Annotated in this window: 16 protein-coding genes and 1 pseudogene; 8 read left to right on the top strand and 9 right to left on the bottom strand. The window is 38.5% G+C overall.

The features are described from left to right. Nucleotides 1-19: 19 nt before the first annotated feature. On the top strand, nt 20-730 hold the full coding sequence (locus NYR17_RS06245; RefSeq protein ID WP_302504870.1) for a DUF4294 domain-containing protein: 711 nt from the start codon (nt 20-22) through the stop codon (nt 728-730). A gap of 140 nt (nt 731-870) precedes the next feature. After that, on the top strand, nt 871-1,167 hold the full coding sequence (locus NYR17_RS06240; RefSeq protein ID WP_302504869.1) for a hypothetical protein: 297 nt from the start codon (nt 871-873) through the stop codon (nt 1,165-1,167). Here NYR17_RS06240 and NYR17_RS06235 read toward each other — a convergent pair. From NYR17_RS06235 to fsa, 5 genes are all read right to left on the bottom strand, one after another. Further along, nucleotides 1,147-1,455 (bottom strand): type II toxin-antitoxin system RelE/ParE family toxin, encoded by a 309-nt coding sequence (locus NYR17_RS06235; protein WP_302504868.1) that lies wholly within the window; start codon nt 1,453-1,455, stop codon nt 1,147-1,149. The genes NYR17_RS06240 and NYR17_RS06235 overlap by 21 nt on opposite strands. 76 nt (nt 1,456-1,531) lie before the next feature. After that, nucleotides 1,532-1,744, bottom strand: coding sequence for a hypothetical protein (locus tag NYR17_RS06230; RefSeq protein WP_302504867.1), 213 nt, complete (start codon nt 1,742-1,744; stop codon nt 1,532-1,534). Nucleotides 1,745-1,842: 98 nt separating this feature from the next. After that, nucleotides 1,843-3,150: a dihydrolipoamide acetyltransferase family protein gene (locus tag NYR17_RS06225; RefSeq protein ID WP_302504866.1), complete on the bottom strand. Its 1,308-nt coding sequence runs from the start codon at nt 3,148-3,150 to the stop codon at nt 1,843-1,845. A 100-nt stretch (nt 3,151-3,250) separates the two neighbouring features. After that, entirely contained in the window at nt 3,251-3,973 is a 723-nt protein-coding gene (gene lipB, locus NYR17_RS06220) for a lipoyl(octanoyl) transferase LipB (RefSeq protein WP_302504865.1), read from the bottom strand. Nucleotides 3,974-4,041: 68 nt separating this feature from the next. Beyond that, a complete protein-coding gene (fsa, locus tag NYR17_RS06215; protein WP_302504864.1) occupies nt 4,042-4,695 on the bottom strand; it encodes a fructose-6-phosphate aldolase in 654 nt (217 codons plus the stop codon). Nucleotides 4,696-4,877: 182 nt separating this feature from the next. Between fsa and NYR17_RS06210 the strand changes: the two genes are divergently transcribed. From NYR17_RS06210 to NYR17_RS06195, 4 genes and pseudogenes are all read left to right on the top strand, one after another. Next, a complete protein-coding gene (locus tag NYR17_RS06210) occupies nt 4,878-5,474 on the top strand; it encodes a peptidylprolyl isomerase (RefSeq protein ID WP_302504863.1) in 597 nt (198 codons plus the stop codon). Between the two features lie 39 nt (nt 5,475-5,513). Then, the gene (locus NYR17_RS06205) at nt 5,514-6,869 is read left to right on the top strand and encodes a deoxyguanosinetriphosphate triphosphohydrolase (RefSeq protein ID WP_302504862.1); all 1,356 of its coding nucleotides are present in this window, start codon (nt 5,514-5,516) and stop codon (nt 6,867-6,869) included. Nucleotides 6,870-6,883: 14 nt separating this feature from the next. Next, nucleotides 6,884-7,114, top strand: a pseudogene (locus tag NYR17_RS06200) (LysR substrate-binding domain-containing protein); the annotation flags it as partial. A gap of 19 nt (nt 7,115-7,133) precedes the next feature. Next, nucleotides 7,134-7,376, top strand: coding sequence for a LysR substrate-binding domain-containing protein (locus tag NYR17_RS06195; protein WP_367997967.1), 243 nt, complete (start codon nt 7,134-7,136; stop codon nt 7,374-7,376). Nucleotides 7,377-7,952: 576 nt separating this feature from the next. On the opposite strand, the gene tatC is transcribed toward NYR17_RS06195, so the two are convergent. Then, on the bottom strand, nt 7,953-8,759 hold the full coding sequence (gene tatC / locus NYR17_RS06190) for a twin-arginine translocase subunit TatC (RefSeq protein WP_302507021.1): 807 nt from the start codon (nt 8,757-8,759) through the stop codon (nt 7,953-7,955). A 46-nt stretch (nt 8,760-8,805) separates the two neighbouring features. Further along, nucleotides 8,806-9,789, bottom strand: a complete 984-nt coding sequence (locus NYR17_RS06185; protein WP_302504860.1) for a KpsF/GutQ family sugar-phosphate isomerase — start codon at nt 9,787-9,789, stop codon at nt 8,806-8,808. A gap of 126 nt (nt 9,790-9,915) precedes the next feature. On the opposite strand from NYR17_RS06185, the gene recQ reads away from it, so the two are divergent. After that, nucleotides 9,916-12,123 (top strand): DNA helicase RecQ, encoded by a 2,208-nt coding sequence (recQ, locus tag NYR17_RS06180; protein WP_302504859.1) that lies wholly within the window; start codon nt 9,916-9,918, stop codon nt 12,121-12,123. A gap of 141 nt (nt 12,124-12,264) precedes the next feature. Beyond that, nucleotides 12,265-13,338 carry a glycosyltransferase gene (locus tag NYR17_RS06175; protein ID WP_302504858.1) on the top strand — a complete coding sequence of 358 codons (1,074 nt, stop codon included), beginning with the start codon at nt 12,265-12,267 and terminating at the stop codon, nt 13,336-13,338. Nucleotides 13,339-13,343: 5 nt separating this feature from the next. Here the strand turns inward: NYR17_RS06175 and NYR17_RS06170 are convergent, their stop codons facing one another. Together NYR17_RS06170 and NYR17_RS06165 are read right to left on the bottom strand one after the other, a co-directional pair. Beyond that, complete coding sequence (locus NYR17_RS06170; RefSeq protein WP_302504857.1) at nt 13,344-13,706, bottom strand: BlaI/MecI/CopY family transcriptional regulator; 363 nt, start codon at nt 13,704-13,706, stop codon at nt 13,344-13,346. A 10-nt stretch (nt 13,707-13,716) separates the two neighbouring features. Continuing rightward, nucleotides 13,717-14,313 (bottom strand): ABC transporter permease, encoded by a 597-nt coding sequence (locus NYR17_RS06165; RefSeq protein WP_302504856.1) that lies wholly within the window; start codon nt 14,311-14,313, stop codon nt 13,717-13,719. Nucleotides 14,314-14,367 lie beyond the last annotated feature (54 nt).

The raw sequence follows: 14,367 nt of genomic DNA, 5'->3' as shown, positions 1-14,367 counted from the left end.
TAATATGGCTGTAAAAATAATGAATTTTAGAATAACCACCTCAATAATTTCTCTTTGTTTTGGATTTTTAGTTTCTGCCCAAACCAAAGATACCCTTACGATAACCTCTTTATCTCAGTATCCTAAAGAGGCATTACAAAAAGATGAATCTGGACATTATTACTATTATGATGCCAAGCAACGGGCTAAAATCTACGAAATAGATGGCGAAACGGTAGTGGTTTTAGATGAAGTAAAAATTCTCTATAAACCGAAGTTTAACAATCAGTTAGATAAAAATTATTACTTTTTTTTAAGTAAAAAACTGAACCGAGTTTATCCTCTATTTTTAAAAGCTTTGGAGCAATACCAAGAGGTAGAGGAGGAAATGGCAAAGTTTTCGGATAAATCAGAAAAGCGCCGCTTTGCAAGGCAAAAGCAAGAGGAGTTGGCACAACAATATGAGGCACAGTTGCGGGATTTAACCACTTCCGAAGGGCGAATATTTGCAAAACTGATGAGCCGCGCCACGGGCAAAACGGTTTACGAAATTATTAAAGAACTTCGTGGCGGTTGGAGTGCTTTTTGGTGGAATGTTAAGGGCAACATCGCAGATGTGGATATTAAAGAACCCTACGACCCACACCGCTACAGACACGATGAATTCATAGAATCTCTACTCCAATCTTATTGGAACCAAGGATATTTAGAACCTTATGAAGGCTACACCAGTTTTACAAAAAGGAAATAATCTTATATCGTTTAGACTGTTGCAGTTAAAGAATTTCTAAGATGAAATTTCAACGGTGTTTGGGAGAATAGATTTTTTAATATTAAAGTATCATTTTTAATTTGTATATTTGCCATAAATGTAATTAAATATTATCAAATATGATACAAGAAGTTATTGCTTATAAAAATATATTGGAAGGAATTGAAGGGCTTTTGAATAATAGTCCTTTAAAAAAAACATATATTATTGAGCAAGTCGGAATTCCTGCGCCTACTTTTTATAGAAAATTAAAATCGTTATCTTTTACGCCAGATGAAGTGCTAAAAATTCTAACTTTAATTAAACCTCAAGAGGCATTGCTCTATGAAATAGAAAAAGCGGAAGAGGACTACAAAAATGGTAAAGTCCAAGAGCATAAAGAATATATGCAGGTTTTACGAGAGAAATACCTTTAATTTATAAGGATTTTGGTAGTTATTGAAAAAAGTGATTAAAAGAACTTCATAATTATTGACTACACGATATACTAAACTGATCTGTGGTACAACAAGTAGGCTCCGATACTCTGGATATCCATTGATAGACTTACCAATATAAGGCTGATAACGAATATTTTCTATTGCAGCATCGGTTTTATTGATAAAATTTTCTATCTCTTTTTCTGTCCAGTCTTCTAAAAGATAGGTAATATTATCATCAAATGATTTTTTGGCGGTATCTGTCCATAGAATAACCCGTTCCATCTATTTTTTATATCAATTATGAAATAAAAGTTATAAAAAAGGCAGTTCATTAAAAAACCGCCTTTTCTCATTTTCGTTACGCTGCCTTTTTAGAAGCGCAGCAAGATTTTTTAGCACCTTTTTCCGCTTTGGTTTTGCAGTCTTTGTGCTCTGTTTTGTCTTTTTTATCTTTCGTGGTGCATTCTTTTTTATCTTTGTTTTTGTGAGCACAACAAGCTTTTTTAGGTGTTTCTTGCGCGAAAGAAATGGTAAAAGCGGATAGAGCTAATACGGCTAATAACTTTTTCATAGTGTTGTAATTTTAAAAATAATAGAACAAATGTAGCAATTTCTAATGGGCTAAACAAAAAAACGATGCTGAAAATAGCTCCAACATCGTTTTTATGATTAAATATCGGTGTCTAAGTCCCAATTTTCAAGATAATCGTTAACGGCTTTTAGGAACATTCCGCCCAAAGAACCATCTACCACACGGTGATCATAAGAGTGGCTCATAAACATTTTTTGTCTAATCGCAATCACATCGCCATCAGGCGTTTCTAAAACGGCAGGCTTCTTCACAATAGCGCCCACAGCCAGAATAGCCACCTGCGGCAGTGGAATAATAGGCGTCCCCATTAAATTTCCAAAAGTTCCGATGTTAGAAATGGTGTAAGTAGCCCCTTGGGTGTCTTCGGGTCTTAATTTTTTATTTCTGGCACGGTAAGCCAAATCATTGATGGCTTTAGCCAATCCGCTGAGCGAAAGTTGATCTGCATTTTTAATCACAGGGACAATAAGATTGCCATCAGGCATTGCAGTTGCCATTCCGATGTTGATATTTTTCTTTTTGATGATTTTATCGCCATCTACAGAGACATTGATTAACGGATAATCTTGAATAGCCTTCACGATAGCACGCACGAAAATAGGCATAAAAGTCAGTTTTTCGCCTTCGCGCTGTTGGAAACTGTTTTTGTTTTTATTTCTCCATTTAACCACATTGGTAACATCGGTTTCTATGAAAGAACTCACATGCGGCGCCGTTTGCTTGCTCCTAACCATAGAGTCTGCGATGATTTTTCTCACCCGATCCATTTGGATAATTTCATCGCCATCGGTAATGCTGATTGGCGTTGCAGGTGCTGTGGTGGCTGGTTTTGGCGTTTCTACTTTCGGTGCAGAAGTCGGTTTTGTACTTGTCCGATTTTCTACAAATTTTAAAATATCTTCTTTAGTAATTCGCCCTTCTAAGCCTGTTCCGTGGATGTTTTTTAACTCTTCTTCAGAAATGTTTTCCTCTTGAGCAATGGATTTAACCAACGGCGAGAGGTATAAATCGCCAGAAAACTCAGGTTGAGCCACTTTTAGTGGTTCTTCTAAAGTACTGATGACTTCTGGCTCTGGCGTAGGTTCTGGTGCTTTTTCTATCGGTGTGGATGTTGCCTCAGGGGTAGCGGTTTCAGTACCTTCAGCTTCGGTTTCTAATATCGCGATGGGCTCTCCCACTTGGGCAATTTCATCTTTTTGCTTAAGGATTTTTACGATTTTCCCAGAAACAGGCGTGGGCACATCAGAATCCACTTTGTCGGTTGCTATTTCTACCACGCTATCATCTTCTGATACGCTATCGCCTTCGTTATAGAGCCAAGAGATAATCGTCGCTTCCATAACGCCTTCTCCCATAGACGGAAGTAATAATTTATATTCTGCCATTGTTTTAGTTTTGAATGGTAGCAAAGATAATCTTTTTTTTGTTATTTTCAAAACAAAGCGAAGCCTAAACTTTACGAATAGGCTTTAAAATACTTTATTTTTAAATAAAATTGGACTCAAAAACGGCAGTAAAATGCTGTTTTATTTTCTCTTTTAAAACGCGGATGTCTTCATCTGAAAAATGCCGCTCCAGCTCCCGTTCCATAGAGGTAACCGCTTTATCCTTAATACCACACGGAATGATGTATTCAAAGTATTTTAAATCGGTATTAACATTGAGGGCAAAGCCGTGCATAGTCACCCATTTAGAAGTTTTTACGCCCATAGCGCAGATTTTCCGAGCGTAGGGTTTTCCAACATCCAGCCATACGCCAGTTTCGCCTTCGGAGCGCTCGCCTTTAAGCCCATATTCCGCAATCACGCGGATGATCACCTCCTCTAAACTGCGCATATAGGCGTGGATATCGGTTTTAAAATTATCCAAATCCAAAATAGGGTAGCCCACAATTTGCCCAAAACCGTGGTAAGTAATGTCCCCACCACGATTGGTTTTCACAAAAGTAGCATTGATTTTTTTGAGTTGCTCTTCGTTGATGAGCATATTGTGTTCATCGCCGCTTTTTCCCAAAGTATACACATGCGGATGCTCCACAAATAGGAAATAGTTGGGTGTTTTTTCATACAAGCCATCAGTTCTATCGCGGTTTTTTAGTTTGAGGTCAATGATGCTTTTCATCAAACTTTCTTGGGTATCAAAAGCGGTTTGATAGGCTTGAAGTCCTAAATCTTGAAATTTGATTTCTTTGTTAAGTTCCTTATTCATAATGATTTAATAAACCCCAGCTTTTGGAGAAGCCAGGGTAGTGGTGTGTTGGTGATTATTATATTGTATTAGCTCAATTTTTTAGCATCAGCCACAAATTGCGCCAAACCATTATCTGTTAAAGGGTGTTTTAATAAACTTAAAATAGGCGCTAATGGAGAAGTGATCACATCGGCACCAATTTTAGCACAATTGATGATGTGCATAGAGTTTCTAATAGAAGCGGCTAAAATTTGCGTTTCGTACATATAATTGTCATAAATGACACGAATTTCCTCAACTAAGCCTAAGCCATCAGTAGAAATATCATCTAATCTTCCCAAGAAAGGCGAAACATAAGTGGCACCCGCTTTGGCGGCTAATAGCGCTTGCCCTGCGGAGAAAATAAGGGTGCAGTTGGTTTTAATACCTCGGTCGGAGAAGTATTTAAGGGCTTTCACGCCATCTTTAATCATCGGGATTTTAACCACGATATTTGGGTGGATGGCTGCAAGTTCTTCCCCTTCACGAATCATTTCCTCATAAGTGGTAGAGAGAACCTCTGCGGAAATGTCGCCATCAACCAACTCACAAATGGTTTTATAGTGTTTTAGGATGGCTTCTTTTCCTTGGATGCCTTCCTTTGCCATAAGGGAAGGGTTAGTGGTTACCCCGTCTAAAATGCCCAAATCTTTGGCTTCTTTAATTTGCTCTAAGTTGGCTGTGTCAATAAAAAATTTCATTTTTAGTATAGATTTTAAATTTCAGCAAAGTTAATAAAATAAACCGAAATATAGAGGGGATGATGTTAAGATAATATAGTAAACCGTAAATGCATTTCCATCACTTCTTTTTTATTATTCTGACTTCATCCATCTATTCTAACAAAAAAATCATTATATTTGATGAAAAAATGAAAGCAAAAATGATAAAAACACTAATTAAAAGTTGGGTTTTGTGCCTTGGGATAAGCCATTTTTCTGCACAAACTAAAGTGATTATAGAGACCAATAAAGGCAATATAGAGTTAGATTTATACGAAGATAAAGCCCCTAAAACCGTGGCTAATTTTCTCCGTTATGTAGATGAAAAAACTTACGATGGCACTTCGTTTTACCGCGTGGTTCGGTTGGACAATCAACCCAATAGCCCCATTCCAATAGAGGTTATACAAGGCGGCGTGCAGAACGATATCCTTAATTTACATTCCCCGATAGAGATAGAAACCACGCAACAAACGGGGCTCACCCATAGAGTGGGCGCTATTTCTATGGCAAGGCTCTCGCCCAATTCTGCCACTACGGAATTTTTTATTGTGGTGCATCAGAACCAGCCGCAGTTAGACTTTGGTGGCAAGAGAAACCCTGATGGTTATGGCTTTGCGGTGTTTGGGCAGGTGGTTAAAGGAATGGATGTGGTGGAAGAAATCCAAAAAGGCGAAACCGTTATGTGGGAAAATTATGGACAAAAACAACTGCTTAAAGCGCCAGTACAGATTATTTCCATCCGTAGAAAAGAATAATTTTCTTAAGTTTGTACCTTATTTTATATTCAAATCGGAATGATGCTCAATCAGCTTTTTACCAACCAAAGAACAGGAAATCACACCCCCACTCAGGTCTCTCGCAATGATTTTCAGCGGGATTTTGACCGAATTATTTTCTCCTCTGCTTTCAGAAGATTGCAGAATAAAACCCAAGTTTTCCCTTTGCCAGGCAGTGTTTTTGTGCATAATCGGCTCACGCACTCGTTGGAGGTTTCCTCTGTGGGGCGCAGTTTGGGCAGTTTGGTGGGGGCGTATATCTCTACCCATTTCGCTGGAGAATTGTCCGAAGAAGCCACCCATTTTTACCAACATCAGTTGAGCGAGGTTATTGCGGCAGCGTGTCTGTGCCACGATATTGGCAATCCTGCCTTTGGACATTCGGGAGAAGATGCCATCGCCAGTTATTTTGAAAAAAATGAAGCCGAACTCAAACCTCAATTTACCGAAAAAGAATGGGCGGACTTTGTTAATTTTGAAGGCAATGCCAATGCCATTAGGATTTTAACCAATCAACAAAATGGCAAAGACGCTGGCGGTACACAGCTGACTTTCACCACATTGGCAAGCATCGCCAAATACCCTTGCGAGTCCATTGCGAAGGATAAAAGCATCATTTATAAAAAGAAATTCGGCTTTTTTCAGAACGAAAAATCCACCTTTCAGCACATTGCTCGCCAGACCGCTATGCAACAGGACACCCACGAACCACTCAGCTACAAACGCCATCCTTTCGTGTGGTTGGTAGAGGCGGCGGACGATATTTGCTACAATATTATAGATATGGAAGATGCCCATCGGCTGGGGATTGTCGCCACGGCGGACTGCAAAAATCTCTTCTACGACCTGATTAAATCCGTGGAGGGCAATACCAAAAGGGTAGATGAAAAACTGCAAACCATTTCTAACGCCAATGAGCAAATTTCCTACCTCCGTGCCAAGGTGATTAACGCATTGGTCACCAAAGCCGTGCAATTGTACCAAGAGAATAGCCAAGTCATTTTTGAGGGAACGCTACAGAAATCGTTATTGGGAATTTACAAGCGTGATAACCGATCTTTGCAGGATATAGAGCAATTTTCCATCGAGAAAATCTACAATCACAAAGCCGTGGTGGAGATAGAAAATGCAGGTTATAATGTGATGTATGAACTGTTGCACCATTTAATTCCACCGATGCTAAAACCTCATTCCCAACGGAAAAAATACGATGAAAAAGCCCTCCAACTCATTCCGCAACAGTTTAAGTACGAGACCGATAGCGTCTATCAGAAAGTTTTGGGCGTGTTGGATTTCGTGAGTGGGATGACGGACAATTATGCCACCGATATTTATAGAAAAATCAAAGGAATAGACATCGGAATGACAATGTAGCAAAAAACAATGTCCTCTCTGGCGACATTGATTTAGGCTTTATAGAGGGCGAAACCCGCCGACCGAAACTCAAATATATTCCGATGATTGATGATGAAATTGTGCCAGTGGCTTCCGCTCAAAATCCGTTGGTGGGGCAGGTGCATCTCCGCCTCAGCGACATTCTCACGCAGCCTTTGGCACTAAGAGAGGCAGGCTCGGGCAGTTTGGAGGTACTTTTGGGCTATTTTTCGCAACAAAAATGAACTGAACCCTTAAACAGCTATCTATCTCGGTAGTACGGAGAGTATTAAGCATTATTTGCAACATTCCTCGTGCTTGGCGTTTCTGTCTGTGTCTTCCATTCAAAAAGAGCTTTCAGAAGGCAGTTTGAGCCTCCTCAACATTGCTGATTTCAGCCTCAAAAGAAAATTTTATGCCGTTTATCCCCACGGCGAACTCGGCGGACTCAGTGAGAAATGTCTTCATTTCCTACAAAATAGGATAGAGGAGTCAAGAGAACGCTAAAATTTTAACCATCCATTGGATATAAAGCCATTTTTTAGCGGAAAATCAAAATTCAACAGCGGAATATAGAACAAAATGAGCGGAATGCCCATCATTTTAGCGGAAAATCAAAACTTAACGGCGGAATATAGAATAAAATAAGCGGAACGCCTATTATTTTAGAGGAAAACCAAAACTTAACAGCGGAATATAGAAGAAAACAAGCGGAATGCCTATCATTTTAGCGGAAAACCAAAACTTAACAGCGGAATATAGAACAAAACGAGCGGAATGCCCATCGTTTTAGCGGAAAATCAAAACTTAACAGCGGAATATAGAATAAAACCAGCGGAATGCCCATCGTTTTAGCGGAAAATCAAAATTCAATGGCGGAATATAGAACAAAACGAGCGGAATGCCCATCGTTTTAGCGGAAAATCAAAATTCAATGGCGGAATATAGAACAAAACGAGCGGAATGCCTATTATTTTAGCGGAAAGCCAAAACTTAACAGCGGAATATAGAACAAAACAAGCGGAATGCCTATTATTTCATCAAAATAACAATACTTCGCTTTAAAAAAATAAAAAAGCAAGGTTAATTTTCCTTCGTTGGGAGCGTAGAACTTTTTTCTATTCGCTTATAAACCACCACAGACATCAGGATGCACAATTCATAAAGCACCAAGAGGGGCAGCGCCGCCGCAATCATACTGATAATATCGGCAGGAGTGAGGATCGCCGCAATAATCATAATCAAAACAATGGCGTGGCGGCGGTAGGTTTTCAGAAACTGAGGCGTTAGAATTTCCAAAGAGGTCAAAATATAAACTACCATAGGAAAAAGGAAAATAACAGCCATACCAACTACCATTTGGAGCAAAATAGTAACATAACTGGCTAAATCTATATCAACCCTTACGAAATCCGAAATGCTAAAAAAGTAACCAAAGTTAATCACGAAAGGCATCACCAAAAAATAACCAGAAAGGGCACCCAAAATAAAAAGCACCCAAGTTCCATTGATGATAAAAATAGAATTTTTACGCTCCTCGGGCTTCAGGGCAGGGCGGATAAAGCGCCAAATTTCCCATACAATATAAGGAAAAGCAATGATAATCCCCCCAACAATGGAAATCGCCATCATCATATTAAATTGCTCAAACAATTTCCGCACTTGGATAGGGAATTCTTTCGGCATAGAGATGGCATTTTCGCCAGTCACCATTCTTGAAAGATAATTTACCGCTCTAAAAGTCAAAAAATCTGGGCGGGTAGGACCAAAAATAATGTGATCCATCACCCAATTAATATTGATACCAATGATTAAACCGCCCACCACAATAGCGATAATAGAACGCACCAAATGCCCTCTAAGCTCCCCAATATGGGCAAGAAACGACATCTCTCTATCTGTACTACTCACTGTTTTATTTTTTATGCTGGCAAATTTACGATATTCCTTCGTCTAAAAGGGTATGCAAATCTATAATTCCAAAATATTCCCCCTCTTCGGTTACAACCAACTGCCCGATGTTGTAGGTTTTTAAAATCTTCATCGCTTCTTTAGCCAAAGCGTTTTTATCCACCGTTTTTGGGTTTTTACTCATAATATCTTGGGCTTTTTTTTGCGAAATATCCGTGCTTTCCATCAGCATTCTTCGCAAATCGCCATCGGTAATGATGCCCTTGATTTGTCCTTGCTCCGTTACCACCGTTACGCCGTGCATAGAGGCACTAATGGAAATAATCACTTCCTTAATACTTGCATTTTCCGAGACTTGAGGCTTCTGTGGGGACAAAAATTGAGCGACGGTAGCCGTGAGATTTTTGCCTAAACTTCCCCCAGGGTGGAATTTTGCAAAATCGGTGTCTTTAAAATCGTTAATTTCCATTAAAGCAATCGCTAAAGCATCGCCCAGAGCCATCTGAACCGTGGTAGAGCTGGTGGGCGCCAGTTGATTAGGGCAGGCTTCTTTCGCCACATAAGTATTGAGCACCACATCAGAATGTTCTGCTAATTTAGACTGCAAATTGCCCGTAACACCAATCAACCCCGAGGCATATTTTTTAAGATAAGGCGCCAGATTAACAATTTCTGGTGAGTTTCCAGAGTTGGAAATACAGAGGACAACATCGTTTTTCTGTATCACGCCTAAATCGCCATGGATGGCCTCGGCTGCGTGTAGAAATTGGGCTGGCGTTCCTGTAGAATTAAGGGTTGCCACAATTTTGTTACCCACATGCGCCGATTTTCCAATGCCCACAACAATGAGCTTTCCAGATGCTTGATGGATCATCTCCACGGCTTTCACAAAATCTTGATTAAGTCTCTGTTTTAAGGCTTCTAAAGCTTGTATTTCTATGCTGATGGCTTCCTGACCGATTTGAATGAGGTGCTCACCATAAGCGGAATGATGATTGGGGTGGTTCATTATTTATAAATTTCTTATATTCGTGGTTTAAAAACAATCCATAAGGATAAAATTTGATTTAATTTTGGATATATCAAAAAAAGTTGTACCTTTGATAAGTTGCAAATTTAGTAAACTAAACTAAAAATGACTACGAAAAAAAGTAATAATTTAACCACGGAACTAAAAAAACATTTTGGCTTTTCCTCTTTTAAAGGTCAGCAAGAAGCTATTGTTAATGCTCTCTTAGAGGGGCAAGATGTCTTTGTACTTATGCCAACAGGCGGGGGCAAATCATTGTGTTACCAGCTGCCAGCGCTAATTTCTGAGGGCACTGCCATTGTGGTTTCGCCGCTGATTGCATTGATGAAAAACCAAGTGGATGCCGTGAATGGGCTTTCTTCTGAAGAAAGTGTGGCGCATGTGCTCAACTCCTCGTTGAATAAAACGCAGGTAAGGCAGGTGTTTGATGATATTCAAAAAGGAAAAACCAAACTTCTCTATGTGGCGCCAGAGTCTTTAATAAAAGAAGAATATTTGGAGTTTCTGAAATCGGTTAAAATTTCGTTCGTAGCCATAGATGAGGCGCATTGTATCTCGGAATGGGGACACGATTTCCGCCCAGAATACAGAAATTTAAAAAGTATTATTGAACAAATAGCACAAGTGCCAGTGATTGCGCTAACGGCTACAGCAACGCCAAAGGTGCAAGATGACATCCAAAAAACTTTGGGAATGAGTGATGCACAGGTGTTTAAAGAGAGTTTTAATCGCCCTAATTTATTCTACGAAGTACGCCCCAAAGTGGATGTGGAAAAGGAAATTGTTAAATTTATCAATAAAAACAAGGGCAAATCTGGAATTATCTACTGTCTGAGTCGAAAAAAAGTAGAAGAATTTGCCCAAACGCTACAAGTGAACGGCATCAACGCATTGCCTTACCACGCGGGTTTAGACCAAAAAACGAGAATTGCCAATCAGGATAAATTTTTGATGGAAGATTGTGATGTGATTGTGGCAACGATTGCTTTCGGAATGGGGATTGACAAGCCCGATGTTCGTTTTGTGATTCATTACGATTTCCCAAAATCTTTAGAAAGTTATTATCAAGAAACAGGTCGTGCAGGTCGAGATGGCGGCGAGGGGCATTGTTTGGCATTTTACGACCCTAAGGATATTGAAAAATTAGAAAAATTTTTAGCACAAAAATCGGTGTCTGAAAAGGAAATAGGCCTCCAACTCCTCAACGAAGTGATTGGCTATGCCGAAACCTCAATGAGCCGAAGACAGTATATTTTGTATTATTTCGGTGAGACTTTTGACCCTATTAACGGCGCTGGTGCTAAAATGGATGATAATTCCCTCAATCCACCGACTTTAAAAGATGTAACCCCTGATTTTAAAATGCTTCTGAATTTAATTAAAAATTTAGAAGAAAAGTTTAAAACTAAGGATATTATTGCGGTTTTAATGGGTAAAGAGACCCCTGTGACCAAATCTTATAAATTAGAAAAATCTGATTTTTTCGGTAAAGGAAAATCGCAAACGGATAATTATTGGAAATCTATTATCAGGCAGGCAACCGTTAGAGGTTTTATCGTAAAAGATATAGAAACTTACGGTATCCTCAAACTTAGTGATACAGCAAAAGCCATTTTAGATGGTACGAATAAAGAACCTTTTTTAATTGCCGAAGACCGAGAGTATAACTTAGCTCAAACCAAAGCGGAATCGGATCAAATGAATGTGCAGGCGGGCAATGCGTTAGACCGAGTGCTCTTCTCACAACTGAAAGATTTACGGAAAAAAGTGGCACAGAAACACGGCATTCCGCCGTATACGGTTTTTATGGATCCGAGTTTGGAAGATATGACGGTGCAATATCCCATCACTATTGAAGAAATTGCCAAGGTGCATGGCGTAGGCGAGGGAAAAGCCCGAAAATTTGGGAAAGAATTTGCGGTATATATCAAAAACTATGTGGAGGAAAACGATATAGAGCGCCCTGATGATATGGTGCTGAAAAAAGTCGCGAATAAATCCAGCCACAAGGTGTTTATCATCCAAAATACGGATAAAAAAATAGATTTAGAAGACATTGCCAATGCTAAAAACCTGAGTATGGAGGAACTGATTTCTGAAATGGAAAGCATTGTTTATCAAGGAACTAAACTCAATATAGATTATTATATTGATGAGAATTTTGATGAAGATTTGGTGGAGGATTTTATGGAGTTTATGAACGAATCCGAAAGCGATAGTATGAAAGTGCTTTTAGCGGAATTTGGCGATGAGCTTACCGATGACGAGGTAAGGCTTTTGAGAATCAAGTTCATTAGCGATGTAGCCAATTAGAATTTCTGAAAAAATACAGGTTAAACTATTCATTTTGAAATAAAAAAGATGGATAGTTTTCTTTTGAATTTATATTTTTAATAAAAACTAAAATTAAGTATTTAATTTTAATATTTTAGCAATACAGTATTAATTTAGGATATGGCAAAGAAAAAGGAGATTATTTTTATACTTCCAGATATGGAAACGGGTGGGGCAGAGCGCATTGTGATGACCTTAGCGAATCATCTTCCCAGAGATTTATTTGTGCCTAAAATTATGTTGTTAAGAAAAGAAGGCGGATATTTAGAATTTTTAAAAGATATTGAAGTTATAGACCTAAAAACCCCACGAATTCGCCATTCGCTAAAGCCGATACTTAGGGAAATTTGGAAGAGAAAACCCGATATTGTGTTTTCAGGTTTTGGCGAGGTCAATGCCTATCTTTCTATTTTTACTAAACTGTTCCCAAAAACGAAATTTATTGCGAGGGAAACCAATGTGGCATCACTCCATGTGACCAGAAAGGAAATTAAGTTTTTTTACCGATTTTATAATTTTTATGACGAAATTATCGCGCAAAGTGATGATATGGCACGAGATTTAATTGATAATTTCAATATTAAACCTCAGAAAATTACCAAAATCAATAATCCAGTAGATTTTAAATTTATTGATGATAAATTGGCTCAATCTCAACTTCCAGAAGCCTATCAATTAAGGCAGTTTAATGTAGTAGCCATAGGTAATTTATCCGCACGCAAGGGCTTTGATCAGTTATTGAAGGTCTTTTCATATCTTAAAGACACACCGATTACTTTGCATATTTTAGGCGATGGGGCGGATCGGGAGGCTTTGCTTCAGATGAAAGAAGGTTTGCAATTGGAACAAGTGATTTTCCACGGAAAACAGAAAAATCCGTATCAATATTTAAAATTTGCCGATTTGTTTATTTTATCCTCTCGTTATGAAGGTTTCCCTAATGTCTTGTTAGAGGCGGGCGCTTGTGGTACTTTTGCTTTGGCTAATGATTGCCCAGGGGGAATTAGAGAAATTATCCAACCAGGGGTTAATGGAGAAATTGCATCAATTGAAAATCATCAAGAATTTGCAGAAAAAATTACGGAATTACTAACGCAGCCACAACCCTCTTCTGCGAAAATTAGAGAAAGTATCCAATCACGATTTTCTACCGAAGTGATTATGAATCAATACGAACAATTGCTGTCTCAGTAGTGGTTTTATCCCTTCTTTTTGAGTTTTTTGGCTGTTTTTAGAACCTCTTTTTTATCGATTAAATGTTCTTTTAACAATCGGTTGAGGAGTTCTTTGGTTTCGTTTTGATAATAGTTTTCAACCAAATTTTTAAGGAGAAAAATGCGATATTCTTGTTTAGAAATTTCTATTTTGTAGAAGAAAACTCTGCCGTGCTTTTCTATACTCACAAAGCCTTTTTCGGTTAAGATTTTCACATAAGTAGACACCGTATTTTGGTGCGGTTTAGGCTCGGGAAAAGCCTCTATAATATCTCTGAGGAAGGCGCCTTGGAGTTCCCATATCACTTGCATTACTTGCTCTTCCATGGTGGTCAGGGCTTGGATCATCTTATGGATTTTAGAAGTTAAGATTTTTACAAATATAAAGAATAGAAACCAAACCACCTATTAAAATTCCCATAAAAACCTCTAATTTAGAGTGTTTTTTAAGAATCACGCGGCTTATACCCACCAGCAATGCCATCAATCCCCAAAAAATAGCCATTTTTTGAAAGTGAGCAACCCAAAACAAGGCAGCAATCACGAGGTTTAGCACAGTATGCATAGAAGATTTAACATAAAAATTACTTAAAAATAAAACCACCAAAGCGAGTAAAAAAGCCAGCGTTTTATCATCATGATGTTTAAAAACGAGCATAAAAGCAAGTTGATACGCTATAAAATTACCAATTAAAAACCAGTATAACGACTTCCGCCGCTGCCTATCCGACACATCAGCATCGGTATAATGACCTTTTTTAACATTATAAATCAGCCAAAATAGAGTAGGGAGCCCCACCATCAGACCGAAAAATAAAACTTCGGACAACGGCACAGTATAGAGATAAAAAAAGCTTAGCGATACAAAAGGATAGAAAAGAAATGAAAGATATTTGGATGCCATCTTCAGCATAAGGTCAATTTTAAAGAGGCTAAAATAAGGCTTTATTTCCATACGAAAAAAATAGAGTTTTATATTAACGAAGAATTTCTTATTTTTGCGGTATAT

Source organism: Riemerella columbina, from assembly GCF_030517065.1.
GTDB classification, from domain to species: Bacteria; Bacteroidota; Bacteroidia; order Flavobacteriales; family Weeksellaceae; genus Riemerella; species Riemerella columbina_A.
This window is presented reverse-complemented; position numbering and strand designations above follow the sequence as displayed.

Coding starts and splice junctions, on each gene's coding strand:
- NYR17_RS06230 (WP_302504867.1), bottom strand. CDS start 1,744: ATGAAAAAGTTATTAGCCGTATTAGCTCTATCCGCTTTTACCATTTCT.
- NYR17_RS06185 (WP_302504860.1), bottom strand. CDS start 9,789: ATGAACCACCCCAATCATCATTCCGCTTATGGTGAGCACCTCATTCAA.
- fsa (WP_302504864.1), bottom strand. CDS start 4,695: ATGAAATTTTTTATTGACACAGCCAACTTAGAGCAAATTAAAGAAGCC.
- tatC (WP_302507021.1), bottom strand. CDS start 8,759: ATGTCGTTTCTTGCCCATATTGGGGAGCTTAGAGGGCATTTGGTGCGT.
- lipB (WP_302504865.1), bottom strand. CDS start 3,973: ATGAATAAGGAACTTAACAAAGAAATCAAATTTCAAGATTTAGGACTT.
- recQ (WP_302504859.1), top strand. CDS start 9,916: ATGACTACGAAAAAAAGTAATAATTTAACCACGGAACTAAAAAAACAT.
- NYR17_RS06205 (WP_302504862.1), top strand. CDS start 5,514: ATGATGCTCAATCAGCTTTTTACCAACCAAAGAACAGGAAATCACACC.
- NYR17_RS06240 (WP_302504869.1), top strand. CDS start 871: ATGATACAAGAAGTTATTGCTTATAAAAATATATTGGAAGGAATTGAA.
- NYR17_RS06165 (WP_302504856.1), bottom strand. CDS start 14,313: ATGGAAATAAAGCCTTATTTTAGCCTCTTTAAAATTGACCTTATGCTG.
- NYR17_RS06175 (WP_302504858.1), top strand. CDS start 12,265: ATGGCAAAGAAAAAGGAGATTATTTTTATACTTCCAGATATGGAAACG.
- NYR17_RS06225 (WP_302504866.1), bottom strand. CDS start 3,150: ATGGCAGAATATAAATTATTACTTCCGTCTATGGGAGAAGGCGTTATG.
- NYR17_RS06235 (WP_302504868.1), bottom strand. CDS start 1,455: ATGGAACGGGTTATTCTATGGACAGATACCGCCAAAAAATCATTTGAT.
- NYR17_RS06210 (WP_302504863.1), top strand. CDS start 4,878: ATGATAAAAACACTAATTAAAAGTTGGGTTTTGTGCCTTGGGATAAGC.
- NYR17_RS06245 (WP_302504870.1), top strand. CDS start 20: ATGAATTTTAGAATAACCACCTCAATAATTTCTCTTTGTTTTGGATTT.
- NYR17_RS06170 (WP_302504857.1), bottom strand. CDS start 13,706: ATGATCCAAGCCCTGACCACCATGGAAGAGCAAGTAATGCAAGTGATA.